This window comes from Bradyrhizobium sp. SZCCHNR3119, assembly GCF_032487775.1.
Taxonomy (GTDB): Bacteria; Pseudomonadota; Alphaproteobacteria; order Rhizobiales; family Xanthobacteraceae; genus Bradyrhizobium.
On record NZ_JAUEUV010000002.1, the window covers coordinates 362443 to 389127 of the forward strand.

Consider the following 26685-nt stretch of genomic DNA (forward strand, 5'->3'; position numbering starts at 1 on the left):
TGATGACCAAGAAGGATCAGCACGGCTTCACACTGCTGGAGATGGTGTGCGTGCTCGCGCTCATCGCTCTGGTCACGGCCGTGCTGTTGCCTTTCGTGCCGCGTCAGACATCGCGCGCAAGGCTGCAGGCCTACGCACTCGAGGCGGCGACGCTTCTGAAGATGGACCGCAGCGCCGCGATCCGGCGCCAGCGCGACGTATCGACCCTGGTCGATCCGCATGCGCGGGCCATCCGCTCCGGTGCCAGCCGCGAGGCGTTGCGCATTCCCGACGACGTTCGCTTCGACGCCACCCTCCCGCAGACCTGTCGCAATCGCGCGGCATTCGCCACCATCAGTTTCTTCGCCGACGGCATGTCGTGCGGCGGGGCGATCGCACTCAGCCGGCTCGATACGACCTACGAGATCCGCGTCAATTGGTTGACCGGCAGGGTAGAGGTTTCATCCCGTGTCCCGCTCGCCAACTGACCGGCCCGATGCCGGCTTCACGATCATCGAGGTGCTGATCGCACTTGCGGTCGTCGCCGTGTCGATCGTTGCGATCGGGCAGGTGATGTCGACCAATGCCCGCGGGGTTCGCTCGTTGGAGAACCACGTCGCCTTGGTTCAGTCGGCGCAAACCGTGCTGGCGATGCAGATCCCGCAACGAAGCGCGCTGGCGCCGGGACAGCTGAGCGGTCGCAACGACGAGACGCGCTGGCAGATCGACATCGGTCCGGTCGGCGACGACTGGATCTCGGACAAGGACGATGTGAACTGGATTCCTGAACTGGTCAAAGTGCGTGTGCGCGGGCCGGCCGGCGGCATGATCACGCTGGAGACGGTTCGTCTGATGCCGAAGCCGAAGCAATGACGACGACAGCTGAGCATCGCGACGCGCACGCAGACGAGCGGGGATTCAGCCTGATCGAGGCGCTGGTCGCGCTTGCGCTGATCGGGCTCGTGTTGTCGGCGCTGGCCAAAGTCACCGCGCAATGGCTGCCGAACTGGAACCATGGCGTCGACCGCGTCCAGCGCAGCGAGCTGATCGGCATTGCCATGCAGCGCATCGCGGCTGATCTTGCCGCAGCGGAATTCGTCTCTCCCGGACGCGACCTGCGCAAGCCGCTGTTCGACGGCTCGGCGCTGTCGGTCACCTTCGTGCGCACGGCCATCGGGCCGAATGTAGGCCCGGGCCTCGACATCGTCCGGATCGCAGAAACAGTGGATCAGGGACGGCTGGTGATGGTCCGCTCGCGCGCGGCGTTTGCGCCGCTCCCGCAGGGCGTCTCGCTGTCGGAGGCGATCCGCACCCGCGATCCTGTCGTGCTGCTGACGCCGCCGTTCCGCTTGTCGTTCGCCTATGCGGGCGTGGATCGGGTCTTCCGCGACAACTGGCATGAGAGCGACCGGCTGCCGGCGGCGATCAGGCTGACGGTTCGCGATGCCGGCAGCGAGCGCATTCTTGCGGTCTCCACCGTCACGCCGGTTCATGTCGAGGCGGCTGCCTCCGGCGGTTCGTCCGAGGAGGGCGGCAAGACCGATACCGATGGCAATAAGAAAGCCACCGACGACAACAGGCCGGCCGGCGCTGGCGCGAAGCAGGGAGGCTCGTGATGGCGCGCCGGACCTGCAGCGCAGCTTGCGACCGTCGCGGCGCCGAGCGCGGATTCGTGCTCGTTGCCGTGCTGTGGATTCTGGCGGCGCTTGCCGCACTCGCGATGATCTTCTCGGCCTTTCTGGCCAACTCGGCGCGCGCCATCGCCGTCAACGACAATGCGCTGCAGACCGAAGCTCTGGTGTCTGCCGCCGTCGAATTGACCGCCTATAAGCTGACTTCGTCCGGCGAGAACCCGCCGGCGCACGGCAGTTTCCATGCCGCGTTGAACGGTGCCGAGATGTCGGTGACCTTTACCTCCGAGACCGCCCGCATCGACCTCAACAACGCGCCGAAAGAATTACTCGCTGGCCTGATGAGCGTGCTCGGCGCCAGCCCCGAAAATGCAAGAGAGTATGCCGACCGTATCGCCGGATGGCGGAAGCGTGCCGCGCCCGGCAGTGCCGCCAGCGGTGAAGATGCGCTCTATCGTGCCGCCGGTCGCTCCTACGGCCCGCGCCAGGCACCGTTCGCCCACATCAACGAGCTCAGCCTCGTGCTGGGGCTGCCGCCGGCACTGGTGGCGCGCGCGCTTCCCTTCGTGACCGTGTTCAGCGGCTCCCCCGGAGTTGACGCGATCAATGCGAGACCCGAGGTGATCGCGGCCTTGCCGGGCATGACGCCGCTGATCCTGAAGCAGTTTCTTGCCGATCGCGACGGGCTGGACAACGATCCCCAAGCCATCGCGCGGGCGCTCGGCGAGGCCAAGGCCAGCGCGACCCAAGACAAATGCGAGGCCTATCGCATCCTGGTCCGGCTCCGGCTCAGGAACGGTTGGCAGACCGCTTCCGAAGTCGTGATCGGTTTGAAGAGTGCGGCTAATCCGTACCGCGTGCTGGCGTGGCGCGATGGAATCGGTGGTGCCGGCGGAATGGAGTTGTGAGTGCGATGCTGGTGGAATTGAAGGAGCTGCTTGCAACCTGGATCGCAGCCGTGGCCGTGGCGATCCAGGCGGCCATGGGCCGGCTCACATCGCGGCGCAGGGTCGTGCTGCGGGAAGAGGATGGCGGCCACTTCACGGCGCGATCCGGCTCGGCAGGCCAGGACGCAGGCCTGGCGCCGGTGTCCTTCCGCCTGATGCATGGACGGCCCGAGCCGGCGCTGCCGCCGCAATGGCGCGCGGCGTTCCGCAGCAGCACCGTCGAGGTCGAGATGCGGCCGGATCAGGTCCTGTTCCGTGAGGTCGACTTCCCCAAACAGGCGGCCGAGTTTCTCGACGGCATGGTTCGGACCCAGATCGACCGGCTGACCCCCTGGACGGCCGGCGAGGCCGTCTATGGCCTGACGGCGCCGCAGCCAGGTCCCAACGATCGTATCGTATTGATGCTGGCCGCGACCGCGCGGGCGAGAATTCAGCCGTTGGTCGAACTGGCGACCGGACTTGGCGCAGCGTCGATCTCGGCAGTGGTCGCCGTTCCGCAGGACCAGGTCGCCGGCGAAACCATTCGGCTGTTCAATGCAAGGCTGGTGCAAGCCGGCCGCTTCGCCGTGAGCATTCCGAGTCTGCTGCGCGGGCTGCTGCTGGGCGGCGGCGTGGCGGCCGCCGCAAGCTTTGCGTTGTCAGCCTATCTCGGCGCGCGATTAGATACGCAGCTCCAGGAGCTGCAACAGCAGCTCACCCAGCGGCGCGCGGCGCTCCGCCTCAGTCAGGGCGCAAGCTCCGCGGAGCAGTTGCTCGCGCAGCGCAAGCGGAGCACAGCCTCGAGCGTGATGGTGCTTGAAGCGCTGTCGCGCGTGCTGCCCGACAGCACCTATACGACGGAGCTGCGGATCGAGGGCGACAAGATGCAGGTGGTCGGATTGACCCAGGATGCGCCATCCTTGATCCGCTTGCTGGAACAGTCACCGCAATTCACTCGTGCCACGTTCTTTGCCCCGACCACGCGCGCGCCCGAAGACCCGGGCGAGCGGTTTCACATCGAGGCGCACGTCACGCCGTATTTCGGGTCAGGCTCATGAACCAGAACGCAACCCTGGCCAAAGTCCTCGCGCGGCCTGTGCCCGCCGCGATCACCTATCTCGGCGTGATGCTGGCCTTCCTGGTCGTGATCGCGAGCTCCGCGACCGATGTGCTGGGCCGCCGCGCCAACGTTGCTGCGACGGCTGCGATGCTCGAGCAGCTCGATGGTCACAAACCCGCATTGGCGCGTAGAACCGGCGCCGAGGGCACCGCGCCGTCCGGCTCGCCGTTCCTGGAAGGCGCCACCGTCACTGTCGCCGGCGCCGCGCTACTGCAGCGCGTGACCGGCGCGATCACCAAGCTCGGCGGCAACGTGCAGTCGTCGCAGATCGACCTGCAGGGAACGCAATCCAAAACCGGATTCATCACGATGATCGCGAGCTGCGACATCGACCAGGTAGGGCTGCAGCGGCTGCTCTATGACATCGAAGCGGGCATGCCGTTCCTGTTTGTCGATCAGCTGGTGGTGCAGGCACCAACGAACGTGGCCGAGGCGGGAGACAGCAAATTGCGGATACTCCTCACTGTCTCCGGACAATGGCAAGGCGCGAAATGACGGACCGGACCATGCTCCCAAGGACGCTGCCGAGCAAGCCAAGAGCGATCGGCCTGGTCGTGCTGCTCGCGGCCGTATTCAGCCTTCTCGCGGCGCGCACGGCGCTGTCGATTGCCGCTTCCGATATGGAGCTCGATCCACCGCGCCAGGCGGACGCTCCGGCCACGCCATCGATCTGGGATGCGTCGGCTGGCGCAGCCCCCGTACCCGTCCGGCCGAAGCCGGCTGCGGCGGCGCCGGCGGTCAGCGCCAATCCGCTTTGGGCCATTCCGCTGGCAAGCTTGTCCAACACGCGCGAGCGGCCGATCTTTTCCGCCTCGCGCCGGCCGCCGCCGCCCCCTGCCGCGCCCGTTGCGATGGTCAGCGCGCCGCCTCCGCCGCCGAAGCCGCCGCGGGTCGAGCGGCCACAATTGTCGCTGGTCGGCACGATCATCGGCGCCGACCAGAGCTTCGGCATCTTCATCGATCAGAGCACGCGGACGGCCCTGCGGCTGCGCATCGGGGAAGATTTCCAGGGCTGGCGTCTGCAGGCGGTTCAGGGACGGGAGGTCACGCTCAAGCGTGACGATCAGACCGCCATCATCAGCCTTCCAGAGCCGGGACCTGAGGCCACGACGGCGGGTGTGTCACCACCAATCCAGGCGGAGAATGCTTTCATCGATGACGAGGCAGATCCGGTCCAGCGACGCCGGAAGCGCTAGCCCATCCCGTTGGATGGGGGCGATCTAGTCCAGCCAGCCGGTCTGCTGCAGTGCCAGGGTGATCAAGAGCCCGAGCACGAGGAACGGCCCGAACGGCAGCGCCGTTTGCCGCGTCATCGCCTGTCCGCCAAGCTGCAGGCCGACCGCTGCGAGCAGGGCCGTGAGGGAGGCAACAAGCAGCTGCATCGGAATCCCGGTCGCTCCGACCCACAGGGCGGAGGCCGCCAGCAGCTTGACGTCGCCGAGCCCAAGCCCCTGCAGGCCGCGCAGCATGAAATATAGCCGATGCAGCAGCCAGACCGCGCCGCCGATGATCGCGGCTTCCACGATGGCTTCAGCCAGGAAGGCCACGCCGCCGAGAGCCGCGGCGTGCATCGCGCCGAGCGCCGCGATCGCAAGGTTGAGCCAATCCGGAATGATGCCCTGGCGGAAGTCGATCCAGGCGAGAAGCAGGCAGGCAAGCCCGAGCAGAGACAGGCAGAGCAGGGTGACCATCAAGAATACGCCGGACCATGTGCGACGCGCGTCTGATACACGATCCCACACCGGCGGTCTGCCCTGGATCTGACGCTCGATACCGCCGTCCTGCCGTCCACTGCGGCGCCTTCGCTCCGCGCGACTACCAGCTGTAACGGACGGTCCCGGTTCCGGCGTAGGTCTGGGCATGGCCGGCGAACTCGCCATCGAACTTCGCGAGCAGCGAGATGCCGTTGGCGAGACGAAACTCGGCGCCAGCCGAGACGAGCGCGGAATCCTTCGCGGGGGAGGCGCCGTTGACGACGAAGCTGGCCCCCGGCAGCGACTGGAACAGCGCCGTCAGGCTGGGATCACTGACCCAGTCGTGCGCCCACCCCAGACGCGAGCGCAGCGTAATCACCGCGTCCGGCATGACTGCCGCGATGTAATCGAACCGCGCGCCCAATTCGCTGCGGGTATCGGTAGCCGTGCGCCCATTATAGGAGAGACCGAAGCCGCCGAGGCTGAGGTCGGCCTCGCTGTAGGTCGGCGTTCGGAAGGCCTGGGCCTGCAAGGCGGCATAGGGCGACACGCCGAATGCACCGAGGCCGAAGCGATAGCCACCCTCGACGCGCGCGCCAAAGCTCTGGGCGTTGAAGTTTGCCGTAAGGTGATCGGCGAACGCCGCGAAGCGGTCCGTCGATATCCAGTGATTGGTGAAGGCGGCCGAGGCTGCAAGATAGGCGGGACCCGACCGAGTGACGGCGTAGGCGCCGGCCTGGAAGGCATCGCTTCGGCCGCCGCCCAGGCCTTGTGCAAGGGACCAGTTTGTTGCACCACCTGCAAAGGCAAAGCCCAGCACGGTGTCGCGCATCACGTGATAGTCCAGGCCGCCGGCAAAGCCGGCGACGCGGGCGCTAAGATCATGGCTGCCGATGACCGGATCGCCGTTCGTGTTGTTGGAGCCGCCATAGGCCGTGCCCCATGCGGTCCACAGGGGCTGGGTAGCGGGGAGCAGCGGCCGCGCCTTGGTGGCCATTGGAGCCTTCATCGCCTTTGCGTAGGCGAACGCAACATCATCCGGCAGCGCCTCGCGCTCCCGGGCAAAGCCGAAGGCCGGACCGGTCATTCCCGCCGTTCCGCCTCGGCCGTCCACGAATGGATCGAGCATCACGTTCAGGAATTGGCCGCCGAGCTGGAATGCCCCTTGCTGCGCGCCGGTTGCGGCTTCGCCGGACACCTGCGTGAGGGTGCTCTTCAAGGCAGCGGGATTGAGCGCAAACAGCCCGGCGAAGCGCGGCGGCAGCACGCCGCCGCTGTTGAAGAAGTTGTCGATGGCACTGGCGACATTGAACTGATTGACGCTCAGGCCGACGGTGCTGCTGAGATTGGTCAGCTGCGCCACCAAATCCAGGAAGACGTCGGTGCCAGTATAGCTCAGGGTCGCGGAGACGGTCGGACTACTCGTTATTGCGCCGGCGAACGTGGTGCCACCCAAGCCGCCGTTCGCATGCAGGATATGGTATCTGTCCTGCGTGAACAGCCCGGACGCGAACACGGTGCCTCCGGTCAGCGTTGCGATCCCGGAGACGTTGGCGAGCGAGGCGGTCGAATTGGTCTGGACGAGATAGAAAGCGCCCGCCTGAAAGGCGAGGCTGCCGGCAATCGTCATGCTGCCGGGTGAGGTGAGCGGTCCGGGGGCCAAAATGCCGCCGCTGCCCACCATGACGTTGCCCACGGTGCCGCTGCCCGCGAGCGTGCCGCCGCCATTGATGGTCGAAGCGGAAGGAGCAATCGAGCCATCGACGACAAGGATGCCGGAGTTGATGTTGGTCGCGCCGGTATACGTGTTGTTGCCGGTCAGCACGAGCGTGCCGGCGCCGCTCATATCGAGCGTTCCGGCAATGGTGCCGTCGGAGATGACGCCGGAGATGGTTTGCGTCGTGCCCGCCGGCGGCGTGAAGAAGGGATCGCCCGAAATCTGGATATTGTTGGCAATGGTGAAATTGGCCGTGTCGAGGAACGATAAAGTCGTTCCGGCGGCCAACGACAATAAGCCGGTCCCCAGCGCGCTGTTGTTGCCGATCACCAGCGTACCGGCATTGACGGCCGTGCCGCCGCTATAGGTGTTGCTGCCCGACAGCGTAAACGCACCCGCGCCAATCTTGGTAAGCCTGCCCGTTCCGCTGATCACGCCGCTGAAGGCAGTCGAGGTGCCGTTGTTCCCGGTTGTCAGCGTCGCAGAGCCGAGCGTCACGCTCCCGCTGCCTGCCAGCGATCCGATCGATTGGTTGAAGCTGCCGAGATCGACAGTTGCGCCGCTCGCAATCGTGTAGGCACTGTTCGGTGAAAACGCGTTGACGATGCCGGCCTGCAGTGTGCCTGCGTTGACGAAAGTGGGCCCGGAATAGGTGCCTGCGCCCGACAAGGTCAGCGTGCCGGCGCCGATCTTGGTAAATCCGCCCGGCCCGCTGATGGTGCCGGACAAGGTCGCGTTGTTGCCGGCGGTGTCAAACGTACCGCCCTGACTCAGCAGCGTGATCGGCAACGAAGTCGAGATGCCGGCCGCGGCGAACTGCAAGGTCCCGCCGGTAAAGATCGGACCCGACGCGCCGCTTGGGCCGGAAGCCAGCGTGCAGGCGAGCGCTCCCGACGTATTGGCCTTGAAGGTGAGCCCGGCCGCAAGCAATGCGTTGCCGTTCGAGCAGATACCCGCAATACCTGGGCTGGACGAGACGGCGAGGGTCGTCAGGACCGTATTGGAGGCTGTGTCGATGACCGAGACGTTGTTGCTGTTGCGGTTGGTGACGTAGACCCGAGAGCCGTCCGGACTGATCACCACCCCAAAAGGATCAGTCCCTACGGCGATGTTGGTGATAACGGTGTTCGTTGCGGCGTTGATAACGGAAACGGTGTCGTTATTGAAGTTGGTGACATAAAGGCGCGTCCCGTCGGGACTGACTGCGATTTGACGGGGGCTAGCCCCGGCTGCGACTCCGATATTCGTGAGCACGGCATTGGTGGCTGTATCGATGACTGAAATCGTGTTGCTGGTCTGGTTGGCCACATACGCGCGCGTTCCATCCGGACTGAATGTAACCCCGGCAGGGTTCACGCCGACGTTAATCGTTGCGGTCACCGAGTTCGTTGCGGCGTCGATGACAGAAACTGTGTTACCGAACAAATTAGTCGCATAGACGCGCGTGCCGTCCGGGCTGACTGCGGTCATGGTCGGACGATTACCTACCGGAATGGTGGCGACCACTGTGTTGGTCGTTGTGTCGATGACAGCAATGTCGTTGACGGCCGCGTTCGCCACATAGAGCCGGGTGTTGTCCGGACTAATTGAAATACCGAGAGGATTCGCTCCTCCTCCGAGGTTAATCGTGGCAATGATCGAATTAGTTGCAGTGTCGACAGCGTATATGGTGTTGGGAGAAGCAAAACTGCTATTGCTGTTGCTCAAGTACACGATCGATTCGTCTCCGCGCACGACAGCGGCTGTTGGTTGAGCGCCGGTGACGAGCGGGGTAAGCACGCTGTTGTTGGACGTGTCGATTGTCGACATCGTCGTAAAGCTGATGCCAAAGGCATCTTGGGGTACGAACACAAATGGCCCCGTTTGCGCGCGGGACTCGTCGGCGATCAGAAATGGCAGAAGGAAAGCCGAGGCGAGAATGATCAGGGTGAGAGGGAAGCCCGCGGCTCTCGTTGCGCCGTCATGATTCCAGCGGACGCACCCGCACTCGCTTTTGGGGACCGGCCGTATCGTCAGAACCCGAGGTAAGCGTGGCCCGAGTGCTGACCATTTGGCAGGATTTGGAGCGCGGTCGCCATCCGGGAGAGCCGGAGTAAGGTTCTGCCCCACAAACCTTCTCATTGACTCGGAGTTCATCCTGGGAAGCGGAGCCATCTGCGAGTTCCGTAAGGCAGGAATACCGGCGAGGAGGCCAAATCGGGCAAAGATTTGGTGCAATTTACAGGTGTGTCGCCGAGAAGCGCTATTGGCGGATGAGCCGGCTGGCCCGATTTGTGCCTTCCTGTGTCGAGAAGGCCACAAGGTCGAGTTCCGCAGATGCGACCCAGTTTCATTTCGGACTTCGGCCGCGATTCCAACAGGCAAAGAGCTGAGTGCCCCGGGCAAAGGTCAAGGCAGCCCGAGGGCTACAGCTCGTGGGTACGAGCGTTTCCGGAGACCGCATCGTTCGCGTCGAGGTGTTGCCGGAACTGCGATCACGACCGGGTTGCGCCAAGATCAGATATGATGTTGTCCGCGATGTCCGCCCTAGACGCAGCGCATCATCCCCCCGGCATGACGCAGCGCATCATGCCCGGCAACCTCGTCGAAAGGCTCACGCCGAGGCCATCCAGCGCATTCGAACGGTGATCCAGGGCAGTACCGAGCCGGTGCATATTCGGCATCACGCCGGCATGTCAGGGTGCAGCGCTTCATATTGGCCATTGCCGCAAACCGATGAGCGTCAGGCGAACCTAAACGCCGGTCGGGGAGGAGGTTTAGGAAGACCAGTCAGGAAAGCTTTTCCTCGACTGCGAAAAAGCTCCTCGTCAGCCGCCGCGGGGGAGGCGACACAATTGGAATGCAGGCGCAGGGAAGGGTGAAATTGCTCCGTCTAATACACGATCTGCGGCCGGGTCTTCTGCCACGACCCCAACGCGCTGCCTTCGGCAAGTTAGATCCGGCGATACGGCTGGAGCGCATTCGACAAAGCGAGACAGAGTTAGGTGCCCATAACTAACGACCGTGAGGTCAAGACCCGACGGATCGCTGGACAGGAACAGGCCTGTAATCATGTCGTCACACTGCTGCGCGAAGACAGCCGGGCTGTATGGGTGAGGAGCGGCCGTGTCGACGGTCTGCGATCATGGATCGGTACGGGTATTCAATCTTCTGCGACGATATTCGCAACGAACCTGGCGGCAAGCTCAGCTTCATTGGCTGCTACAACGGTGTGATCTTCATCTCGGGCCGTTTTCCTCTGGTGCTGCCCAAACTATGCGTTCACATCCATATCTTCTCTCCGGCGTCGCGGCCCTTCAACTCGATCGTCGTACGCTGCTATCTGCCGGGCGACGAGCAGCCGTTCGCTGAAGAGCCGATCGAGACCCCGCGGCGCAACGAGCAGACCGAGCTGGTCACCAACCTGAAGCCGGAGACCAGCGCACCGCTCTATATCGTGGCCGCCACCAGCCTCATCTTCACGCCGCTCCAACTGCGCTCCGGCGGCCTGATGAAGATCCGTGCCATCGTCGATGCCGAGCAGGAAGTGCGACTCGGATCGTTGCGGATCGAAGCGCAAGATCACTGAATAAAGCTGAAAAGGGCTGCTGAGAACGCGCTGCGGTCGACGCTGCCGCACGGGCCTGCGCGGTCGATGCGCATGGAGTTCCACGCCGCGGGACCCAGCGCGATTTGGCCTGCTCAGTCGGAGAGTTGTCATTCGGTCGTTAGGTTAACAATGTTTTAACGCGCGCCGAGGGCGGCGATCCCCGCCGACCCCGCTTTGGACAACGCAAGGACTATCTTCATGAGAACGATGACTGCCTTGGCACTCATCCTCGCGAGCGTTTCGGCCGCGAATGCTGCCGGCGCCCGCAACAACGAATCCTTCATTGAGCAGGTCGGCGCCCGCAATCAGGCGACGATCCAGCAGAAGGGCGGCAGGAACAATCAGGCCACGGCTCAGGCCGGCGAGGACAACACCGTTCTGACCCGCCAGACGGGCAAGCTTGCCCATGGCCGGAACAACTCCGGCAACGTCCAGGTCGGCAACGAGAACTTTGCGTCCACCCTGCAGACCAACAGCGCGCCCAACGCAGAGGCAAAGGACGTCGGCTACAAGAACAACTCGTTCAGCGCACAATATGGCGACAGGAACACCGCGCTCGCCAAGCAGGACGGCGGCAAGAACAACCAGGCGACGCTGCAAGTCGGCAATCTGAACGTGTCGCAGGTCGTCCAGGCCAATTCGAGCGTGACGCCGTCGTCCGCGACCCCGGTCGGAGGCGCCAACGGCGCCGTGACCAAGCAGATCGGCAACAAGAATCTCGCCGCGGTGTCGCAGAAGAGCGCCGACAGCACGCGTGACGGCGACTTCCAGACCGGCCACAGCAACGCCGCGATGACGACCCAGATCGGCAACCGCAACGAGGTCGCGACCGAACAGACCTCGGTCGGCGGCACCGCTGAAGGGCCACGGAATACGGCTGCGACAGTACAGATCGGCAACAAGAATCTGGCCTCCACCAAGCAAGGTGGCGGCGTCGCAGGCAGCTTCGGCGACACGCCGGAGGAACAGCGCGCGAACTACACGAACGCCTCGTTCATCGGTCAAGCCGGTGTCAAGAACGTCGCCGAGGTCGAGCAGGCCAACGGTGCCAACACCCAGGCGCTGTTCCAGCACGGCTACAAGAACGCTGCGACCATCGAGCAGAGCACCCAGACCTTCGGCACCGGCAACGCCAGCAACAATGCGCTGACCTTGCAGCATGGCTCGAAGAACCTCGCCAGCGTCAGTCAGTCGGTGGCCGTTCCGCTCGCGCTCGGCAGCAACAACTCACTGATCTCGCAGATTGGCGGCTCCAACGTGGTCAACGCGGCGCAGAGCGTCGGCCAGCAGGCGAGCGCCGGCAACAACAGCCAGGTCTCGATGCAGGTGGGTCAGGGCAACGTGATCCAGCTGGTTCAGGCCACCGGCGCCAACGTGTCGAACACGTCGTTCACGGCCCAATACGGCATCCACAACGTCGCGACGGTCTCGCAGAAGTAGGTCATGCAGGCGGCGGGGCATCTCCCGCCGCCTGTTTCAAATCCGGTGCCGGCATCCAACTAATCGTCGGAGCGCTTCGGTGCGACGATCCTGGCCGGCCGATAGCCGACCGTCGACGTGCGGGGGGCGATGTTGTCGCCCGCCATCTGGTCCGGCCGGCGCAGTTCAAGGCTGATTTCGCGGTCGAGCGCCCAGGCGAGATCGGCGAGCTCGCGCAGGGTGATCTCCGATTCTCCTGACAATTTGCGATTGACGATCGCACGGCGCGTCTTCAGCCGCTGTGCAAGCTGCTGCTGCGTCAATCCTGCGCGCCGTTCTTCCATGACGGCCTTGAGCAGCTCGCGTCGCACCCGCCCCAGCAGCCGGCTGACCTTGCGCGAACGCGCGTCGATATCAAATCGAAAGAACGTCATCCGGTGCGCCCCCCTTCACGCACAGCGTCGCATCGATCCCAAGTTCACGGCGCAGTCGCCGGATCGCGATCCGGTAGCCGCGATAGAGATCATGATCCTTGATGATATCAGCCCAGTTTCCGAATACTGCGACAAAGCAGTCTTTGGCCATGAACCAGCCGAAGATGCGGACATCCGCCGTCTTCAATTCCCAGACCGCATTGTCCTCTGCGCGGATAGCACGAAACTGTCTGTTAAAGACGAGCGGCGCGCCACTCAAGAACGAATAAAACAGATCGTCGATTTGCTGCGCCGGTGATAGCTCGCCGAGCGGTCGCGGCGGCACTGCGCCTGCAAGGATCTCTCCCAGCCAGGCGACGAACGACGGCGTGCCGTAGAGCAGGCGCAGCTGCTGTTCGTGCGCGCTGAGCTCAACCTCGATCTTGACGATCGCCCCGCTGGCCACGAGGTCCGAGATGGTGGGCATGACAGGAACAATCGATGCATTAGTCAGGTGGTGACGCAGCTTAGCACAAACCTGAAGTCTATACGATCCGCTCTCCTCATGTTGCAGAGTGATCACGGCTTCACCTCAGTCCGTCAAGCCGAATGCGAATGTACGAATTGTCAAAAAAGAGCAAAGAACGACCGATAGGGTCCCCCCAAAATTGCCGTATATGCGGCAGTTCCAGTGCGTAAGAGGTGAGTGACAAGCCGATGCAGCCTAATGCAGCCGCGGTGATCGAATGCGCGATACGGGCGGCCCCACAGTCCGGCTACCTGAGAATTGACGCGACTGTCCGATCCGTCCGTCCCGCCCGTGGTCAATATCGCTTCCTGATCGACAAGCAGAGCAGCACCGGACGCTCCAGCAACACCCAAAGCGGGAGCTTTGTGCTGCAGCCCGGACAAGAGCAAGTGCTCACGACGATCATCCTGGATCGTTCGGCCGCCGATCACTATCGCGCAGAGCTGACGTTGGAATCCGACCAGGGGAGGCTGACGTGCACGTCGCCATGAAGCAAGCAATCGCGATCAGCATTATGGGCGTGGTCTTGACCATCGGCGCTTCGGCCCACGCGGAGTCCGCCTATATTGCCCAAGTGAACGCCAAGGCAGGAGTGACGGTTTCGACCACCGCGTCACAGCCTGTCCAGCTGATCCCGACCGCATCCTACGTGCCTCGACAACCCGCTTATGTGCCGACGCCGGAGGCGGCGCAATCCGCGCGCGGCAATAACATCGCCACAACATTGCAGATCGGCAACAACAATCGCGTGCTGCAGGCGCAGTCAGGCGGCAACAACTACTCCAATGTAGGCACCATCGGCGGCTCGAACAACAACGTTACCGTGCTCCAGGGCGGCCGCGACTATTCCAACGTGAACCTCATCAATACCCAGAGCCTGAACATCGCGGTGCTCCAGCCGCCCGGATCCGCGCCGATCAACATGCTGATTGCCAAGCTTCCGAACGGAAGCCTGTTGATCAAGCGATGACCTCATAACTTCGAATCGAGATCTGTATCATGCGTAAGTTTGGTTTGTTTGTATTTGCGATTGCATCCGCGATCGGCATCGGCTTGTCCGCCGCGGCGGCGTCCGAGATCGTCTATCATCCCACGAATCCGACGTTCGGGGGCAGCGGGCTCAATGGTTCGTATCTACTTTCACAGGCGCAGGCACAGGGACACGGCGTGAAGTCCGGTTCGCAAGGTCCTGATCTTTCGGGTCTCAACAGCGCCTTGAGCAATCTCGGCTCGGGCGCCGTCATTATCGGCGGCAACGGTACGGGCACCGGCACGTCGGGCTCCGGAACGGGCAGCGGCACGACGACATCCCCAAGCGCCGTACGCTCCATCGTTCCCTGATACGTTGAAATCGCCGAACCGGCGCCGGATCTGACATGATGAACAAACAGCTTCGAGGCATCGCTGCCATTGCGATGCTTTCTCTCAGCTTGGCCGGATGCATGTCCGGATCGGCCAAGGACCCGTTTGCGCGCCCAGCCAAGCTGGTGCCGGAGACCAAGACCGGTGTGGTGCTCGATCGCCTGCCGCCACCCCGCCGCAAGCTCGATGTCTCCGTCTACAACTTTCCCGACCTGACCGGACAGAACAAGCCGAATGACAATTTCGCGGAATTCTCCCGCGCATTGACGCAAGGCGCCAGCGCCGTGCTGATCGACGTGCTCACCAAGGCCGGCAGCGGCGCCTGGTTCAACGTGGTGGAACGCAACGATTTGCAGCCGCTCTTGCAGGAACGGCAGATCATCCAGACCACGCGCGCCGCCGCCGAGGGCGACAGCGCGCCGAGCCTGCCGCCGCTGCGCTTCGCCGGCATCCTGCTCGAAGGCGGCATCATCGGCTATGACAGTAACGAGACCACCGGCGGGATCGGCGCCAATTATCTCGGCATCGGCGCCGACACGCAGTATCGGCAGGATGTCATCACGGTAGCGCTGCGCGCGGTGAGCGTGCAGAGCGGACGCGTGCTGGCAAGCGTCACGACCACAAAGACGATCTATTCCGTCCAGGTCCATAGCTCGGCCTACATGTTTGCTGCCATCGATCAATTGCTTCAGGCGGAGCTTGGCTTCACCAAGAACTCGCCGGCGACCCTCGGCGTACGTGAGGGCGTCCAGCTCGCGGTCTATGCCCTGATCTTCGAGGGCGTGAAGAACCATCTCTGGGAGTTCAAGGACCGTGCGGCGGGCGACGCCTTCATGCGCGAGCTGGAGAAGAATCAAGAGGCGGCGGCCATCAAGATCGACGTCCCCAAGAGCTGATCTGACAGAATGCAGGAGAGGAGGGCGGCCGTGCGGGCAACCGCACGGCTGATGTCGCGCGGCCCGGGCACTCAGCGGTCCGAGCCCTCAAACACGGCGTGAACGCTGTTGGCTGGGCTCTTATGCTACCGTGATGGCCGCGCCTGCTGGGTCGCGGTATAGCAGGCCTGCGACGATGCATTCTGTGCATTGCAGGTTTCCGGCGCGGTCGGCGCGGACCCCGCAGTGTTGGCCGGCGCAGCTGCTTCGGGCGGCGGCTTCGTCACTACCGTCGTTCCTGCGACATTGCCACGGGCCTGCTGGATGTAGACTTCGGAGCCGGCACGGGCGGCCGGCGAGCCCGACGCGACAAGGACGACGGCGGCGAGCAGTGCAAGCGTTATCGGTCTGGCAGTATTGACGATCATCGGATGACGCCCGTTCGGTCTCTTGTTGTCCTCACATCGCATTCCGCGCGACGCGCAGCTCCGTGAGCTGACGCCGGACACAGACCACGGTTCCAGGCATTTTCCAAGATGTCTGCGGAAAAAAGAGCAGGGCGTATGGCCTCGTGCGCAGGGCCCATTCCGTCACCTCGCAGGTGGTTGCAGATGGGCCAGTCCGGAAGGCCCACCCGCACTGGCCCTCGTTGACGATTCGCGTATCGCCCTAAAGCGGACCTGCCTACGGGTTGCTGTCCGAGGCGGATCCGGTTGCGATGCGCTCGGAGCCGAAGGGATGTCCGTGCCTCATCTTGGTCGTCTCCGCCGCGGTCCATGCATGCGGTTCGTCTCACCGGACATGATTCAGGGGAACGCTGACCTCTGCGAGCAGGTCCAGGTCGGCATTGCGGTCGACCTCGACATACTGCTCATTCCAGTAAAGCAGGCCCGAAAGCCGCGGGGCCAGCTCGACGCTCTCAGGACGGCCGACGATGATCGCGTGCGCATATCGCTCGATGATCTCGTCGACTTCGCATTCGATTGCCGCCTGGGCATGCTGCAGGAGAGGAACGCCTGCAGCACCACGCGACCAGCGGACGCCATCGAACTTCTGGCGGCGAGACAGATGTGGCGTGCCGAAGCGGTCCGCCAGAGAGAGCTGATCCGAGCCGAGGATGTTGACGCCGAACCAGCCGTCCTGAGCGATGAGCGGAAAAGCCGATGACTGCAGGCCGAGGTTGATCATGAGCCGAGGCGGATCCACGGACAAGGATATCAGCGAGGCGATCGTCACGCCGGTGATGTCGTCTCCGCGTCCCGCAGTCACGATGCTGACGCCGGCGGCAACGCGGCGGAGCGCCGAGTGGACGTGCCGCGGATCGGATATCCTCTCGTGGACAAGATGAAGGTCACGCTTGCCCATCCGTCGTCTCCTTTCGGGCACGAGCCTTCCTGCTCGTGCCCTTGGTCGCGGCGCCGTCCGGTCAGAAGAAACCCTTCGCCGGAAGCGGCGTACCGTTGATCAGATATTGCCCGATCGCACGTTCCTTGTAGCTGACCGGATTGTGCGACGACAACGTGCGCGCGTTGCGCCAGTGCCGATCGAAATTGGTCGCTTTCTTGGTCGACGAGGCGCCGCCGACATCGAAAATGAGGCAGCCGTTGCGGATGGCGGCGTCGTCGGCGACGATCTTGGCCTGCGCCGACAGCAGGGCCGCACGATGCGCCAGCTCTTCCGAATCGGCTCGCCCGGCGTCGAACGCGTCAGTGGCCGCATCGAGTGCCTCGGCAGCAACGAGGACGACCGCTTCCGCGGCGTGCGCGGCGCTCGCGATCTTGCCGATCGTCTCCTGCAGCAGCGGGTCTTCCGTGGGCTTCTCGTGAGGCGCGTAGTAGAAGGTCCGCTTGCGCGACCGCACCAGCGCAATCGCATCGCGAAGGGCGGCCCGGCTGATTCCGGCGACCGCGGCCGTCAGGAAGAGCTGCGCGAAAGTGTTGGAATAGGGCACGCCATAGCCGATGTCGGGGGCGTCGAATACGATCTCCTGCCGTTTCACCCTGACATTGCGGAAGTAGGTGGTGCCGGTGGCCGTCAGGCGCTGACCCATGCCGTCCCAGTCGTCGACCAGCTCGATGCCGTCGCGATCGACGGGAATGATGGTCGCGCCGGGACGCCCGCTCGGATCGGCGGCACGGACCAGCACGAGATCTGCATAGAGCGTCCCCGTGCTGTAATATTTGGTGCCGTTCAGGAGGTAGTCGTCGCCATCGGGCGTGAAGGTCGTGTTCGGCGTGATGTTGCCGACCTGCGGGCTGTCGAGTTCGGTGGTGGCAAGCCCGATGATGGCGCCGCCGGCGATCGCCCGTTGCCAGTCCCGCGCCTGGTCATCGCGAGGCGTGCGAACCAGCCGCTCCACGACGCTGAAGTGATTGCGCAGGATATGAGCCACATTGGCATCGGCTTCGGCGAGCCGGATGACGATCTGGAAAAGATCGCGGATCGAGCTGCCGGCGCCGCCCGCGGCGATCGGCAGTCGCAATGCGCCGAGCCGCGCCTGCTTGATCAGGGCGATCTGCCGGTGCGGCAGGTTGCGCTCGCGTTCGCGCTCCGCCTCGCCTTCGGCGATCTCGGCCAGCAGGGCGTCAAGGGCGCCCGGCGAGAGCGGAACGGTCGGCCCGGCGGTAAGCGTGTTGGTGGGGAGCGGCTTGTTCATTAGGCACCACATCATGAGAGAAAAGGGGGACGGCCGGTCAGCGCTGCGGCAACGCTTCGTCGATCCGGGCGAGATGGTCGGCAACCTTGACGGGCTCGGGCAGCACCTTGCGTTCGACCAGCCAGTCGGCTGCTTTCTGCAGGTCAGCGATGAACTGCCTGTCGGTCGCGGAAAAGTAGCGGTACTGGCGGTTCATCGCGATGAACCGGTCTCGAACATCATCGCTGTATTTGCCCGCCTTCTGCGCGATGTATTCGGCGTCCTTGCTATTCTCCGAAATCCATTTGCCCTCGGCGCGGAAGGCATCGTTGACGGCGCGGACCAGAGCTGGGTTCTCGGTGGCGAACTTGCGGGTCGTCAGGTAGGACGTGTAGTCGATCTGGAACTCGAGGTCGCGACCTTCCAGGAAGATGTCGTGCGCCTTGTAGTCGAGCCGCGCGATATCGACGCCGGGGCTCCACATCGACCAGGCATCGACCTTGCCCGAAGCGAGCGCGGGCGCGGCATCGGGTGGGTTGAGGTAGACGAACTTGACCTTGGAACGGTCGACCTTGTGCTTCTCCAGTGCCGCGACCAGCAGGAATTCGCCGAGCCCCGAGCGGTTGACCGCCACCGACTTGCCGACGAGGTCCTCAACCTTGTTGATGCCGGAATCGTCGCGGGCGATAATTGCGGTGGTGCGTGGCTCATAGACAACGAACTGCGTGAATACCAGCGGCGACCCAGCAATGATTGCCGCCAGCGCCGGCGTCGTCGAACCGCCGAACGAGAAATCGGCGGTGCCGCCGGTCACGGCCTGCAAGGTCGGCGCGTGGTTCGGGAACGGTCCCAGCCATTCGACCTTGATGCCGTCCTTCGCCAGCGTCTTTTCGAATTCGCCACGCTCTTTGGCAATCAGGTTGAGCCCGGACAGGCCCCAGGTCAGGCGTACGGTATCGGTGATGCGTCCCGCGGCCGACCAGGCATGATCGGTCAAGGTGAAGCCGGCGAGCGCCCCGACGCCGAACGCAGCGGTACCGAGGAACTGACGGCGTGAAGGGTATTCAAAGTCGTCCGACGACATGGGCGATCCTTCCAGGATTTAAGCGGGAGCGTGTTCGTTGAGCACACCGAGTTCGGCTAACAGGTCGCCGCGCGCGACCGTGCCGATGTCGTTGGCGCGGTGCTCGGATGCGATTCGACCTTTGCGCATCACCAGGATGCGATCGGCCAGCGCGATCGCCTCGTCGACGTCGTGGGTGACGAGCAAGACGCCCGGCCGGTGCCAGGCGACGAGCTCGCGCACCAGCACATGCATGCGGATGCGGGTCAGGGCATCGAGCGCGGCAAACGGCTCGTCGAGCAGCAGCAACTCAGGCTCTTGCACCAGCGCGCGGGCCAGCGCGACCCGCTGTGCCTGGCCGCCGGAGAGGTTGCGCGGCCAGTCATCGACCCTGTCGCCGAGACCGACTTCGCCGAGCGCGGCCGCGGCGCGCCGGCGAGCATCCGGACCGTCCAGTCCGAGGGCAACGTTGCGCCAGAGACTGTCCCAGGGCAGCAGGCGATGCTCCTGGAACACGACCGCAGGACGGCGCGGCGCGACGATGCGGCCGGCCTGGACCGGGTCGAGGCCCGCAAGCGCACGCAGCAGCGTGGTCTTGCCGCAGCCGCTCTCGCCGAGCAGAGCCACGAACTCGCCGCGTTCGATGCGAAGATCGAGTCCGTCGATCACGGTTCGATCGCCGTAGGCGCGCCGCAGTCCATGGACGACCACGGCCGGAGCGGCGTGCGGAGGCGGCGCGAACCGGACGGTCATCGTGCAGCTCCATAGTTCGGATGCCAGGAGAGCAGCCGCCGCTCGAGCCACCGCGCAATCAGGTCTGCGGCAACGCCGATCAACGCGTAGATGACGATCGTGAGCACGATCACGTCCGTGCGCAGGAACTCGCGGGCATCCATCGCAAGGAAGCCGAGACCCGACTGCGCGCCGATGGTTTCGGCGACGACGAGTGCGAGCCAGGCCGTGGCGAGCGCATAGCGGACGCCGGTCAGGATCGAGGGCAGGGCACCCGGCAGGATGACGCGGCGGATCAGCTGCAGGGTCGACAAGCCCTGAACCCGGCCGAGCTCGATCAGCTTCGGGTCGACCTGACGGATGCCGAGGGTCGTGTTGATATAGAGCGGGAAAGTCACGCCGAGCGCGACGAGGAAGACCTTCTCGGCTTCACCGACACCGAGCCATACGATCACGAGCGGCAGGACCGCCAGAAACGGAATCGCGCGGATCATCTGGATGCTGCGATCGATGAGGGCTTCCGCAAGACGCGAGAAGCCGACGAGAACGCCCAGCGCAAAGCCGATCGTCCCGCCGACAGCAAAGCCGGCTGCCGCCCGCAACAAGCTGACGCCGAGGTCGTCCCCCAGCGTGCCCTGTGACGCCAGCTTGAAAGCCGTGCGCAGGATCTTGCTGGGGGCCGGCAACACCTGCGGCGACAGATAGCCGCCTTGCGCGAGCGCTTCCCATACCAGGACCAGCAGCACCGGCGCGAGCCAGGACAGCGCCTGCAGGGGCGCGGTGCTGATCGAAGCGGTTCTTTCCGTTTGGCGTGCTTGTTGGTCCACTTGGCTGCCAGGGCCGCCCTGCGACAGCTCGATCGTCCCTGCAGCCTGTTCGAGATTGCTCAATGTCGTCCGGCCTTCGTCATCATCCGTTTGCAACCCGATCACGACCGAGTTGCGCGCCTGCGCATCTGTTGCGCGCGACCGGAAGTGTCCTAAGCACCGTGGGCGCGCTAGCCGAAATCTCCCACGAATGACGGCCAATCGAAATAGAGCCGTTTTCCAATTGTTGTTCCGGTTGGAGGTTTTCGATTTCCCCCGCGCACGAAAAGCGGCAAGAACTTCTTTTCCGATTTTGTTAGTACGTGCGTCAGGAAATCGCGCTCCGCGTCGACGTCGACCGCCAGTAGCGCAGATCGTGGGGCCAGCAAATGACACATCCGCTTCGTTTCGGCATCTGGGCGTCGGTGCACGGTCCTCGTGCGGCGCATCAGGATCCGGAGGAGCCCTACGACGCGTCGTGGGAGCGCAATCGCGATCTCGTCCTGGCGGCGGAAGCGCTCGGTTTTGATTCCACACTCATAGCCCAGCACACGATCAATCCACATCAGGAGGATCTGGATCAGCTCGAAGCCTGGAGCGCAGCGGCGGCGTTGGCCGCGTTGACCAGCCGGATCGAGATCATCACGGCCATCAAGCCCTATCTCTTTCATCCTGTGGTGCTCGCCAAGATGGCGCTCGGCATCGAGAACATCAGCCGCGGGCGCTTTGCGATCAATCTCGTCAATGCCTGGAACAGGCCGGAGCTCGAGCGGGCCGGGATCGGATTTGCCGAGCATGACGAACGCTACGCATATGGGCGCGAATGGATATCCGTGGTGTCGCGCCTCCTGCAGGGCGAAAGGCTCACGCATAAGGGCAGATATTTCGATGTGCAGGACTACGCGCTGCGCCCGAAGGATCTCTACCGTGCGCGGCCGCGCATCTATGTCGGCGGCGAGTCGGAGCCGGCGCGCGCGCTGGTCGCCGATCGCGGCGATGTCTGGTTCATCAACGGCCAGCCGATCGCCGATGTGGCTGCGCTGATCAACGACGTCGCCTCGCGTCCGCGTTCGGGCGCGGCGCCGCTGCGCTTCGGCCTGTCGGCCTTCGTCGTGGCGCGACCGACCGCGGCCGAGGCCGACCATGCGCATCTGCGGCTGCTGCGCCTTGCCGAAAAGGATGCCCCCATGAAGGTCATCCAGAAGCAGAACACCGATCCCAAGGTCGTCATGATGCAGACGATGCAGAAGGGCGCGCGCGTGGGCAGCAACGGCGGGACTGCGGCCGGGCTGGTCGGCAGCTATGACGAGGTGGCCGATCGGATCGTCGACTTCCACCGTACGGGCATTGAACTGTTCATGCTGCAGTTCCAGCCCTTCGATGCCGAGATGAGACGCTTCGCCGACGAAATCATTCCGCGCGTGCGGCAGCGGCAGGCCGTGCGGCATCCCGCTGGGTTGCGCGCCGGCTGATCCTGATCGTTCCGGCGACGACCAGACAGACCCATAAGGAAGCAAACGGCGACTTCAAGTCGGCGAGCGGCTAACACATGATGTGTTGCCACACCGCTTACTCATTGGGAGGGCAAGTCGAAAAACTCGCTGCGCGGTCTATCGGGCCGGAGACATTCCTTCCGTGATCGCGACCATCTTTGGTTTGGCGTTTCATTGTCATGGCGAGCGTTCCTCTCCACTATTTGCCTCCAAGTCAGATTCGTCGGAGACCAGACTTCATGAAACGCCGCCTGCTGTCGATCATTGCCGGACTCTCGCTGTTTGCAGCGCCGGCTCTTGCCGATCAGAAGATCAAGGTCGGGATTTCCGGCGGCGATTCCGAAATCCTCTGGACCAAGGTGAAGGAGATTGCCGCCAAGGACGACCTCGACGTCTCCGTGATCGTCTTCAACGACTATCTGTTGCCGAATGCAGCGCTGGACTCCGGCGATCTCGATGCCAATGCGTTCCAGCACAGACCTTTCCTTGACAACCAGGTCAAGACCCGCGGCTATAAGATCGTGCCGGTCGGCACCACCATCATCGCGCCGATCGGCCTCTATTCGCAGAAAGTGAAGTCGGTGGACGAACTCCGGCAGGGCGCGGCGATTGGCATTCCCAACGATCCGTCGAACGGCGGCCGCGCGCTGCTGCTGCTCCAAGCACAGAAACTCATCAAGGTGAAGGATGGGGTAGGGCTGTTACCTACCGTACTCGATGTGGTCGACAATCCGCGTAAGCTCCAGTTCCGGGAAATCGACGCGGCGCAGCTGCCGCGCAGTCTCGGCGATCTCGACGCGGCCGTCGTCAACACAAACTACGCAGTGCCGGCCGGTCTCATTCCCGGAAAGGACTCCATCGCGATCGAATCTCCCATCGACAATCCCTACAGCAACTTCATTGCCGTTCGCGAACGCGACAAGGATGCGCCCTGGGTCCCGAAGCTTGTCCGCGCCTTTCAGAATGACACCATCCGCCAGCTCATCAAAGACAGGCTGCCGGGGCAGATTCCCGCGTTTTGAGCTTGATCGCGGAGATCCTAGCGGCCGGCGGTCTATTGCAGGTGACTGCGGGTGACTCACCGGCAATGGAGCATGTTTTTAAATCTCCGCGCGGAGAAACGATGCTCTGCGGCAGCTCTGATATTTGGAAGCCTATTCCAGCACGCCCGCGATATATCGCAATCCCGAAACACCGCGCGAGCTGCGGTTTGCTGACTTCTTGCGAGGTAGCTATGGTCACTGAAATGAGACGTCGCGCCGCCGTTCTGTTTCGTCGGACGGTCAGGTTGGCGACGGTCCTGGCCGTCGCGGCATTGGTCGCCTCGCCGGCTGGTGCCGAAGGCCAGGACAAGGTGATCCGGATCGGCTTCCAGAAATATGGCAACCTGATCCTGCTGAAGGGCAAGGGTTGGCTCGAGAAGAAGCTGCAGCCGCTCGGATACAGCGTCGAATGGAAGGAGTTTCCATCAGGCCCGCCGCTGCTCGAAGCGCTCAATGTCGGCTCGATCGATTTCGGTCACGCCGGCGAGACGCCGCCGATTTTCGCCCAAGCCCCCGGGGCACCCTTCGTCTACGTGGCGCACGAGCCGCCGGCACCGGAAGGTGAAGCGATCCTCGTGCCCAGGGACTCTCCGATCAAGACGGTCGCCGAATTGAAGGGCAAGAAGGTTGCCCTCAACAAAGGATCGAACGTGCACTACCTGCTCGTCCGCGCCCTGGAAAAGGCTGGCCTGAAATATACCGACATCGAGACCGTTTTTCTCGCCCCCGCCGATGCGCGGGCGGCGTTCGAACGCGGCTCGGTCGATGCCTGGGTGATCTGGGACCCGTTCCAGGCCGCCGCGGAAGTCGCCACCAATGCACGCACATTGACCAATGGAAGCAACCTTGCTCCCAACCATCAATTCTATCTCGCAACCAGGAAATTCTCCGACGGCAATCCGCAGGTGATCGACGCCGTGATTGCCTCGATCGCAGAGCTCGATGACTGGGCGAAGGACAGGGTGACGGATGTCGCGGCCGAACTCAGCCCAGGCATCGGCATTCCCGCGCCCATCCTCGAGATTGCGCTGAAACGTCAGAGCTACGGAGTCAAGCCGCTGGATGAAAGCGTGGTCGCCGAGCAACAGCGAATTGCCGATACATTCTTCTATCTTGGCCTGATCCCGAAATCGATCGCGGTTGCGACCGTTGTACGGAAGCCTGCCTCCTGAGTCGGAGAGACGTTACGCACAGGGTGCTGGTTCCGTCTGCCTTGGCGGCGCGAACGCACTGAGCGGAGGCGCAGAGGCGAGCCATAGGGCAGGGCTCGTCGCTGCAACTCGGGCCGCCGCTGGCGCAACGTGCGCGTTCCACGTTGCACGATCCGGTATGCTGGAAATACCGGTAGGATCGGTCATTATCATCTTAACGGCTGGATTCCGCCCCGGTCCGGAGCTTTCTGATGGCTGCAAAGAAACAGATCCTGCTAAACGCCTTCAACATGAACTGCGTCGGCCATATCAATCATGGCCTCTGGACCCATCCGCGCGACCGCTCGCCTGACTACAATACGCTTGCGTACTGGATCGATCAGGCCAAGCTTCTCGAGCGCGGTCTGTTCGACGGGATCTTCATCGCAGACATCATCGGGGTCTATGACATCTATGGCGGCGGGATCGATGTGACGGCGCGCGAGGCGGTGCAGCTCCCGGTCAACGATCCGATTCTGCTCGTCTCCGCGATGGCGGCTGCGACGGAGCAGCTCGGCTTCGGCATCACCGTTAACGTACACAACGAGGCGCCCTATACGCTCGCACGGCGCTTCTCGACACTTGACCACCTGACGCGAGGTCGGATCGGCTGGAACATCGTCACCGGCTATCTCGACAGCGCGCATCGCGGCAAGGGCGACGTGCAACTGCCCGAGCATGACCGCCGCTACGACTATGCCGACGAATATCTCGAGGTGCTCTACAAGCTCTGGGAAGGAAGCTGGGACGACGATGCCGTACGTCGCGACCGCGCGGCTCGAATCTTCACCGATCCCACAAAGATCCGGCCCGTCTCGCATCATGGCGAATTCTTTCAGGTCGACGGCTATCACCTCTCCGAGCCCTCTATCCAGCGGACGCCCGTGCTGTACCAGGCCGGCACCTCGCCGCGAGGGCGCGCTTTTGCCGGCCGACACGCCGAATGCGTCTTCATCTCCGCCCGCGACAAGGCGACTGCGCGCAACGCCGCGCGCGCCATCCGGGCGGAGCTGACGCAAGCCGGCCGTCGGCCGGAAGACATCAAGGTTTTCGTCGGCATTGCGGTGGTGCCGGGCCGGACCAAGGCCGAGGCTGAGGACAAGCGCGCGGAATACCTGCGCTATGCCAGTCCGGAGGCCGGACTGGCGCATTTCTCGGCGTCCACCGGCATCGATTTCTCACGCTACGGGCTCGATGAGCCCATTCCCTACGCGCCCGGCAACTCCATCCAATCGGCGACGGCGATTGCCGCACAGAGGAAGCTGACCAAGCGCGATCTCCTGAACGAACTCGCTTTGGGCGGCCGCTATGCAACGATCACCGGCGACGCCGTTGCCGTCGCGGACGAACTGCAATCCTGGATCGAGGAGGGCGAGGTGGATGGCTTCAACCTCAGCCGCATCGTGGTGCCCGAGACCTATGCGGACTTCATCGACATCGTCATTCCCGAGCTCCAGGATCGCGGTCTCTACAAGACCGCCTACGCGGATGGTTCGCTGCGCCACAAGCTGTTCGGCGAGGGGAACCGCCTGCCCGATCGGCATGCGGCCGGGCGGTTCCGGCCGGTTGGCCGTCAGTACAACATCTAGCTGGGCCTGCGATCCTTAAGGAATTCAGATGACCATTATCGATCTGCGTTGCCGCCCGGCTTATTTGCACGACTTTTTCGGTGCTACGCCTGGCAGTCCGGAATTTGAGACCGCGCGGTGGCTCAATCGCCGCGTCGGCACGCGGGGAGATGATGCACATTTCACGTGTTCGCTGACCCAAAAGGGCTTTCTTGCCGAGATCCATGATGCCGGTCTGGCGCGGGCCGTGGTGGTCGGGCGACATACGCCGTTCCAGCATTTGCCGAACGACCGCATCCACGAGATCGTCTCCGGCCATGCGGAGCTGGTCGGGATCGGCTCGGTCGATCCGGTCATTCAGGGCGAACGGGCCGCGATCGAGGAGATCGAGCGCGCCGTCAGCCAGCTTGGATTCAAGGGGATCGACATCGAGCCGGGCTTCGGCGCGCCGCCTCGCCACCCCGATGATCGCGTCTACTGGCCGATCTACGAGCGGCTTCAGGAACTCGACATTCCGCTGTTCCTGATGACCGGACCGACGACGCCTGATCCACGTTTCAACGATCCGTCCGGCGTGGCCGTCGTCGCCGCAGCGTTTCCGCGCCTCAAGATCGGAGTTTATCACGGCTCCTGGCCGAGAGTGCAGGAGATCATTGGCGTCGCCTTCCGGCACGCCAATGTCCATCTCATCCCGGACATGTATCTGTTTCAGCCGGGACAGGAGGCCTATGTGAAGGCGGCCAACAGCTTCCTGGCCGATCAATTTCTGTTCGGCTCCTCTTATCCGTTTCGGCCGATCCGGCAGTCGATCGACGACTACGCCGCTGCCGGCTTCCGGGACGATGTGTTGGAGCGGGTCTTCTCCACGAACGCTATACGCCTGCTGAAACTTTGAGGGACC

The 26685-nt window shown here is 63.7% G+C and carries 28 protein-coding genes; 18 read left to right on the plus strand and 10 right to left on the minus strand.

Annotated features, from left to right (window positions below; translation table 11 throughout):
- Positions 1–2 precede the first annotated feature (2 nt).
- Genes QX034_RS28925 through QX034_RS28955 form a run of 7 tightly spaced genes read left to right on the plus strand, consistent with a single transcriptional unit; the run spans position 3 to position 4852 of the window.
- Positions 3–467 carry a prepilin-type N-terminal cleavage/methylation domain-containing protein gene (locus QX034_RS28925; protein WP_315703988.1) on the plus strand — a complete coding sequence of 155 codons (465 nt, stop codon included), beginning with the start codon at positions 3–5 and terminating at the stop codon, positions 465–467.
- The gene (locus tag QX034_RS28930; protein ID WP_315703987.1) at positions 448–852 is read left to right on the plus strand and encodes a type II secretion system protein J; all 405 of its coding nucleotides are present in this window, start codon (positions 448–450) and stop codon (positions 850–852) included. The genes QX034_RS28925 and QX034_RS28930 overlap by 20 nt, the downstream gene beginning before the upstream one ends.
- A complete protein-coding gene (locus QX034_RS28935) occupies positions 849–1595 on the plus strand; it encodes a type II secretion system protein J (protein WP_315703986.1) in 747 nt (248 codons plus the stop codon). Before QX034_RS28930 ends, QX034_RS28935 begins: the two co-directional genes overlap by 4 nt.
- Complete coding sequence (locus QX034_RS28940) at positions 1595–2518, plus strand: type II secretion system protein GspK (RefSeq protein WP_315703985.1); 924 nt, start codon at positions 1595–1597, stop codon at positions 2516–2518. The genes QX034_RS28935 and QX034_RS28940 overlap by 1 nt, the downstream gene beginning before the upstream one ends.
- A 5-nt stretch (positions 2519–2523) precedes the next feature.
- A complete protein-coding gene (locus tag QX034_RS28945; protein WP_315703984.1) occupies positions 2524–3594 on the plus strand; it encodes a PilN domain-containing protein in 1071 nt (356 codons plus the stop codon).
- Positions 3591–4151: a type II secretion system protein GspM gene (gene gspM / locus QX034_RS28950; protein WP_315703983.1), complete on the plus strand. Its 561-nt coding sequence runs from the start codon at positions 3591–3593 to the stop codon at positions 4149–4151. Before QX034_RS28945 ends, gspM begins: the two co-directional genes overlap by 4 nt.
- A gap of 11 nt (positions 4152–4162) precedes the next feature.
- Positions 4163–4852 carry a hypothetical protein gene (locus tag QX034_RS28955; protein WP_316196201.1) on the plus strand — a complete coding sequence of 230 codons (690 nt, stop codon included), beginning with the start codon at positions 4163–4165 and terminating at the stop codon, positions 4850–4852.
- A gap of 24 nt (positions 4853–4876) precedes the next feature.
- On the opposite strand, the gene QX034_RS28960 is transcribed toward QX034_RS28955, so the two are convergent.
- Together QX034_RS28960 and QX034_RS28965 are read right to left on the minus strand one after the other, a co-directional pair.
- Complete coding sequence (locus tag QX034_RS28960) at positions 4877–5347, minus strand: A24 family peptidase (RefSeq protein ID WP_315703981.1); 471 nt, start codon at positions 5345–5347, stop codon at positions 4877–4879.
- Positions 5348–5471: 124 nt separating this feature from the next.
- The gene (locus QX034_RS28965; RefSeq protein WP_316196203.1) at positions 5472–8876 is read right to left on the minus strand and encodes an autotransporter domain-containing protein; all 3405 of its coding nucleotides are present in this window, start codon (positions 8874–8876) and stop codon (positions 5472–5474) included.
- 1315 nt (positions 8877–10191) lie between these two features.
- Here QX034_RS28965 and QX034_RS28970 point away from each other — a divergent pair.
- A complete protein-coding gene (locus QX034_RS28970; RefSeq protein ID WP_315703979.1) occupies positions 10192–10635 on the plus strand; it encodes a hypothetical protein in 444 nt (147 codons plus the stop codon).
- 219 nt (positions 10636–10854) lie between these two features.
- Positions 10855–12096, plus strand: coding sequence for a hypothetical protein (locus QX034_RS28975; protein WP_315764284.1), 1242 nt, complete (start codon positions 10855–10857; stop codon positions 12094–12096).
- A gap of 59 nt (positions 12097–12155) precedes the next feature.
- On the opposite strand, the gene QX034_RS28980 is transcribed toward QX034_RS28975, so the two are convergent.
- Positions 12156–12509 carry a helix-turn-helix transcriptional regulator gene (locus tag QX034_RS28980; protein ID WP_315703977.1) on the minus strand — a complete coding sequence of 118 codons (354 nt, stop codon included), beginning with the start codon at positions 12507–12509 and terminating at the stop codon, positions 12156–12158.
- Positions 12490–13071 carry a hypothetical protein gene (locus QX034_RS28985; protein ID WP_315764287.1) on the minus strand — a complete coding sequence of 194 codons (582 nt, stop codon included), beginning with the start codon at positions 13069–13071 and terminating at the stop codon, positions 12490–12492. The genes QX034_RS28980 and QX034_RS28985 overlap by 20 nt, the downstream gene beginning before the upstream one ends.
- A 119-nt stretch (positions 13072–13190) precedes the next feature.
- Here QX034_RS28985 and csgH point away from each other — a divergent pair, with 119 nt between their 5' ends.
- From csgH to QX034_RS29005, 4 genes are all read left to right on the plus strand, one after another.
- Positions 13191–13508 (plus strand): curli-like amyloid fiber formation chaperone CsgH, encoded by a 318-nt coding sequence (csgH, locus tag QX034_RS28990; protein WP_315703975.1) that lies wholly within the window; start codon positions 13191–13193, stop codon positions 13506–13508.
- On the plus strand, positions 13493–13987 hold the full coding sequence (locus tag QX034_RS28995; RefSeq protein WP_316196204.1) for a hypothetical protein: 495 nt from the start codon (positions 13493–13495) through the stop codon (positions 13985–13987). The genes csgH and QX034_RS28995 overlap by 16 nt, the downstream gene beginning before the upstream one ends.
- 29 nt (positions 13988–14016) lie before the next feature.
- The gene (locus QX034_RS29000) at positions 14017–14358 is read left to right on the plus strand and encodes a curli assembly protein CsgF (RefSeq protein WP_315703973.1); all 342 of its coding nucleotides are present in this window, start codon (positions 14017–14019) and stop codon (positions 14356–14358) included.
- A 101-nt stretch (positions 14359–14459) separates the two neighbouring features.
- Positions 14460–15275, plus strand: coding sequence for a CsgG/HfaB family protein (locus QX034_RS29005; protein ID WP_315703972.1), 816 nt, complete (start codon positions 14460–14462; stop codon positions 15273–15275).
- Between the two features lie 125 nt (positions 15276–15400).
- Here the strand turns inward: QX034_RS29005 and QX034_RS29010 are convergent, their stop codons facing one another.
- The 6 genes from QX034_RS29010 to QX034_RS29035 form a co-directional block, all read right to left on the minus strand.
- Positions 15401–15682 carry a hypothetical protein gene (locus tag QX034_RS29010; protein WP_315728954.1) on the minus strand — a complete coding sequence of 94 codons (282 nt, stop codon included), beginning with the start codon at positions 15680–15682 and terminating at the stop codon, positions 15401–15403.
- Positions 15683–16046: 364 nt separating this feature from the next.
- Complete coding sequence (locus QX034_RS29015; RefSeq protein ID WP_316196205.1) at positions 16047–16619, minus strand: flavin reductase family protein; 573 nt, start codon at positions 16617–16619, stop codon at positions 16047–16049.
- Positions 16620–16680: 61 nt separating this feature from the next.
- Positions 16681–17910: an acyl-CoA dehydrogenase family protein gene (locus tag QX034_RS29020; RefSeq protein WP_316196206.1), complete on the minus strand. Its 1230-nt coding sequence runs from the start codon at positions 17908–17910 to the stop codon at positions 16681–16683.
- A 37-nt stretch (positions 17911–17947) separates the two neighbouring features.
- Entirely contained in the window at positions 17948–18973 is a 1026-nt protein-coding gene (locus tag QX034_RS29025) for an NrtA/SsuA/CpmA family ABC transporter substrate-binding protein (RefSeq protein ID WP_316196207.1), read from the minus strand.
- A gap of 18 nt (positions 18974–18991) precedes the next feature.
- On the minus strand, positions 18992–19705 hold the full coding sequence (locus QX034_RS29030) for an ABC transporter ATP-binding protein (RefSeq protein ID WP_316168200.1): 714 nt from the start codon (positions 19703–19705) through the stop codon (positions 18992–18994).
- Positions 19702–20574 carry an ABC transporter permease subunit gene (locus QX034_RS29035; protein ID WP_315704290.1) on the minus strand — a complete coding sequence of 291 codons (873 nt, stop codon included), beginning with the start codon at positions 20572–20574 and terminating at the stop codon, positions 19702–19704. Before QX034_RS29035 ends, QX034_RS29030 begins: the two co-directional genes overlap by 4 nt.
- A 305-nt stretch (positions 20575–20879) precedes the next feature.
- On the opposite strand from QX034_RS29035, the gene QX034_RS29040 reads away from it, so the two are divergent.
- The 5 genes from QX034_RS29040 to QX034_RS29060 all read left to right on the plus strand — a co-directional run bounded on the left by QX034_RS29040 (position 20880) and on the right by QX034_RS29060 (position 26679).
- Positions 20880–21962 (plus strand): LLM class flavin-dependent oxidoreductase, encoded by a 1083-nt coding sequence (locus QX034_RS29040; RefSeq protein ID WP_315742160.1) that lies wholly within the window; start codon positions 20880–20882, stop codon positions 21960–21962.
- Positions 21963–22222: 260 nt separating this feature from the next.
- A complete protein-coding gene (locus tag QX034_RS29045; protein WP_315703965.1) occupies positions 22223–23005 on the plus strand; it encodes a MetQ/NlpA family ABC transporter substrate-binding protein in 783 nt (260 codons plus the stop codon).
- Positions 23006–23229: 224 nt separating this feature from the next.
- Positions 23230–24198, plus strand: a complete 969-nt coding sequence (locus QX034_RS29050; protein ID WP_316196208.1) for a sulfonate ABC transporter substrate-binding protein — start codon at positions 23230–23232, stop codon at positions 24196–24198.
- Positions 24199–24428: 230 nt separating this feature from the next.
- The gene (locus QX034_RS29055) at positions 24429–25805 is read left to right on the plus strand and encodes an LLM class flavin-dependent oxidoreductase (protein ID WP_315764298.1); all 1377 of its coding nucleotides are present in this window, start codon (positions 24429–24431) and stop codon (positions 25803–25805) included.
- Positions 25806–25833: 28 nt separating this feature from the next.
- Positions 25834–26679, plus strand: coding sequence for an amidohydrolase family protein (locus QX034_RS29060; RefSeq protein WP_315703962.1), 846 nt, complete (start codon positions 25834–25836; stop codon positions 26677–26679).
- Positions 26680–26685: the final 6 nt, after the last annotated feature.

Bases quoted from the DNA above. Each gene is read 5' to 3' on its own strand.
- QX034_RS29015 (WP_316196205.1), bottom strand. From the start codon at position 16,619: ATGGGCAAGCGTGACCTTCATCTTGTCCACGAGAGGATATCCGATCCG.
- QX034_RS29060 (WP_315703962.1), top strand. From the start codon at position 25,834: ATGACCATTATCGATCTGCGTTGCCGCCCGGCTTATTTGCACGACTTT.
- QX034_RS28975 (WP_315764284.1), top strand. From the start codon at position 10,855: ATGAGAACGATGACTGCCTTGGCACTCATCCTCGCGAGCGTTTCGGCC.
- QX034_RS28935 (WP_315703986.1), top strand. From the start codon at position 849: ATGACGACGACAGCTGAGCATCGCGACGCGCACGCAGACGAGCGGGGA.
- QX034_RS29020 (WP_316196206.1), bottom strand. From the start codon at position 17,910: ATGAACAAGCCGCTCCCCACCAACACGCTTACCGCCGGGCCGACCGTT.
- QX034_RS29010 (WP_315728954.1), bottom strand. From the start codon at position 15,682: ATGATCGTCAATACTGCCAGACCGATAACGCTTGCACTGCTCGCCGCC.
- QX034_RS29025 (WP_316196207.1), bottom strand. From the start codon at position 18,973: ATGTCGTCGGACGACTTTGAATACCCTTCACGCCGTCAGTTCCTCGGT.
- QX034_RS29030 (WP_316168200.1), bottom strand. From the start codon at position 19,705: ATGACCGTCCGGTTCGCGCCGCCTCCGCACGCCGCTCCGGCCGTGGTC.
- gspM (WP_315703983.1), top strand. From the start codon at position 3,591: ATGAACCAGAACGCAACCCTGGCCAAAGTCCTCGCGCGGCCTGTGCCC.
- QX034_RS28940 (WP_315703985.1), top strand. From the start codon at position 1,595: ATGGCGCGCCGGACCTGCAGCGCAGCTTGCGACCGTCGCGGCGCCGAG.
- QX034_RS29005 (WP_315703972.1), top strand. From the start codon at position 14,460: ATGTCCGGATCGGCCAAGGACCCGTTTGCGCGCCCAGCCAAGCTGGTG.
- QX034_RS28925 (WP_315703988.1), top strand. From the start codon at position 3: ATGACCAAGAAGGATCAGCACGGCTTCACACTGCTGGAGATGGTGTGC.
- QX034_RS29045 (WP_315703965.1), top strand. From the start codon at position 22,223: ATGAAACGCCGCCTGCTGTCGATCATTGCCGGACTCTCGCTGTTTGCA.
- QX034_RS29055 (WP_315764298.1), top strand. From the start codon at position 24,429: ATGGCTGCAAAGAAACAGATCCTGCTAAACGCCTTCAACATGAACTGC.
- QX034_RS28965 (WP_316196203.1), bottom strand. From the start codon at position 8,876: ATGTCGACAATCGACACGTCCAACAACAGCGTGCTTACCCCGCTCGTC.
- QX034_RS28955 (WP_316196201.1), top strand. From the start codon at position 4,163: ATGCTCCCAAGGACGCTGCCGAGCAAGCCAAGAGCGATCGGCCTGGTC.
- QX034_RS29000 (WP_315703973.1), top strand. From the start codon at position 14,017: ATGCGTAAGTTTGGTTTGTTTGTATTTGCGATTGCATCCGCGATCGGC.
- QX034_RS28960 (WP_315703981.1), bottom strand. From the start codon at position 5,347: ATGGTCACCCTGCTCTGCCTGTCTCTGCTCGGGCTTGCCTGCCTGCTT.
- QX034_RS29050 (WP_316196208.1), top strand. From the start codon at position 23,230: ATGAGACGTCGCGCCGCCGTTCTGTTTCGTCGGACGGTCAGGTTGGCG.
- QX034_RS28980 (WP_315703977.1), bottom strand. From the start codon at position 12,509: ATGACGTTCTTTCGATTTGATATCGACGCGCGTTCGCGCAAGGTCAGC.
- QX034_RS29040 (WP_315742160.1), top strand. From the start codon at position 20,880: ATGACACATCCGCTTCGTTTCGGCATCTGGGCGTCGGTGCACGGTCCT.
- QX034_RS28970 (WP_315703979.1), top strand. From the start codon at position 10,192: ATGGATCGGTACGGGTATTCAATCTTCTGCGACGATATTCGCAACGAA.
- QX034_RS28945 (WP_315703984.1), top strand. From the start codon at position 2,524: ATGCTGGTGGAATTGAAGGAGCTGCTTGCAACCTGGATCGCAGCCGTG.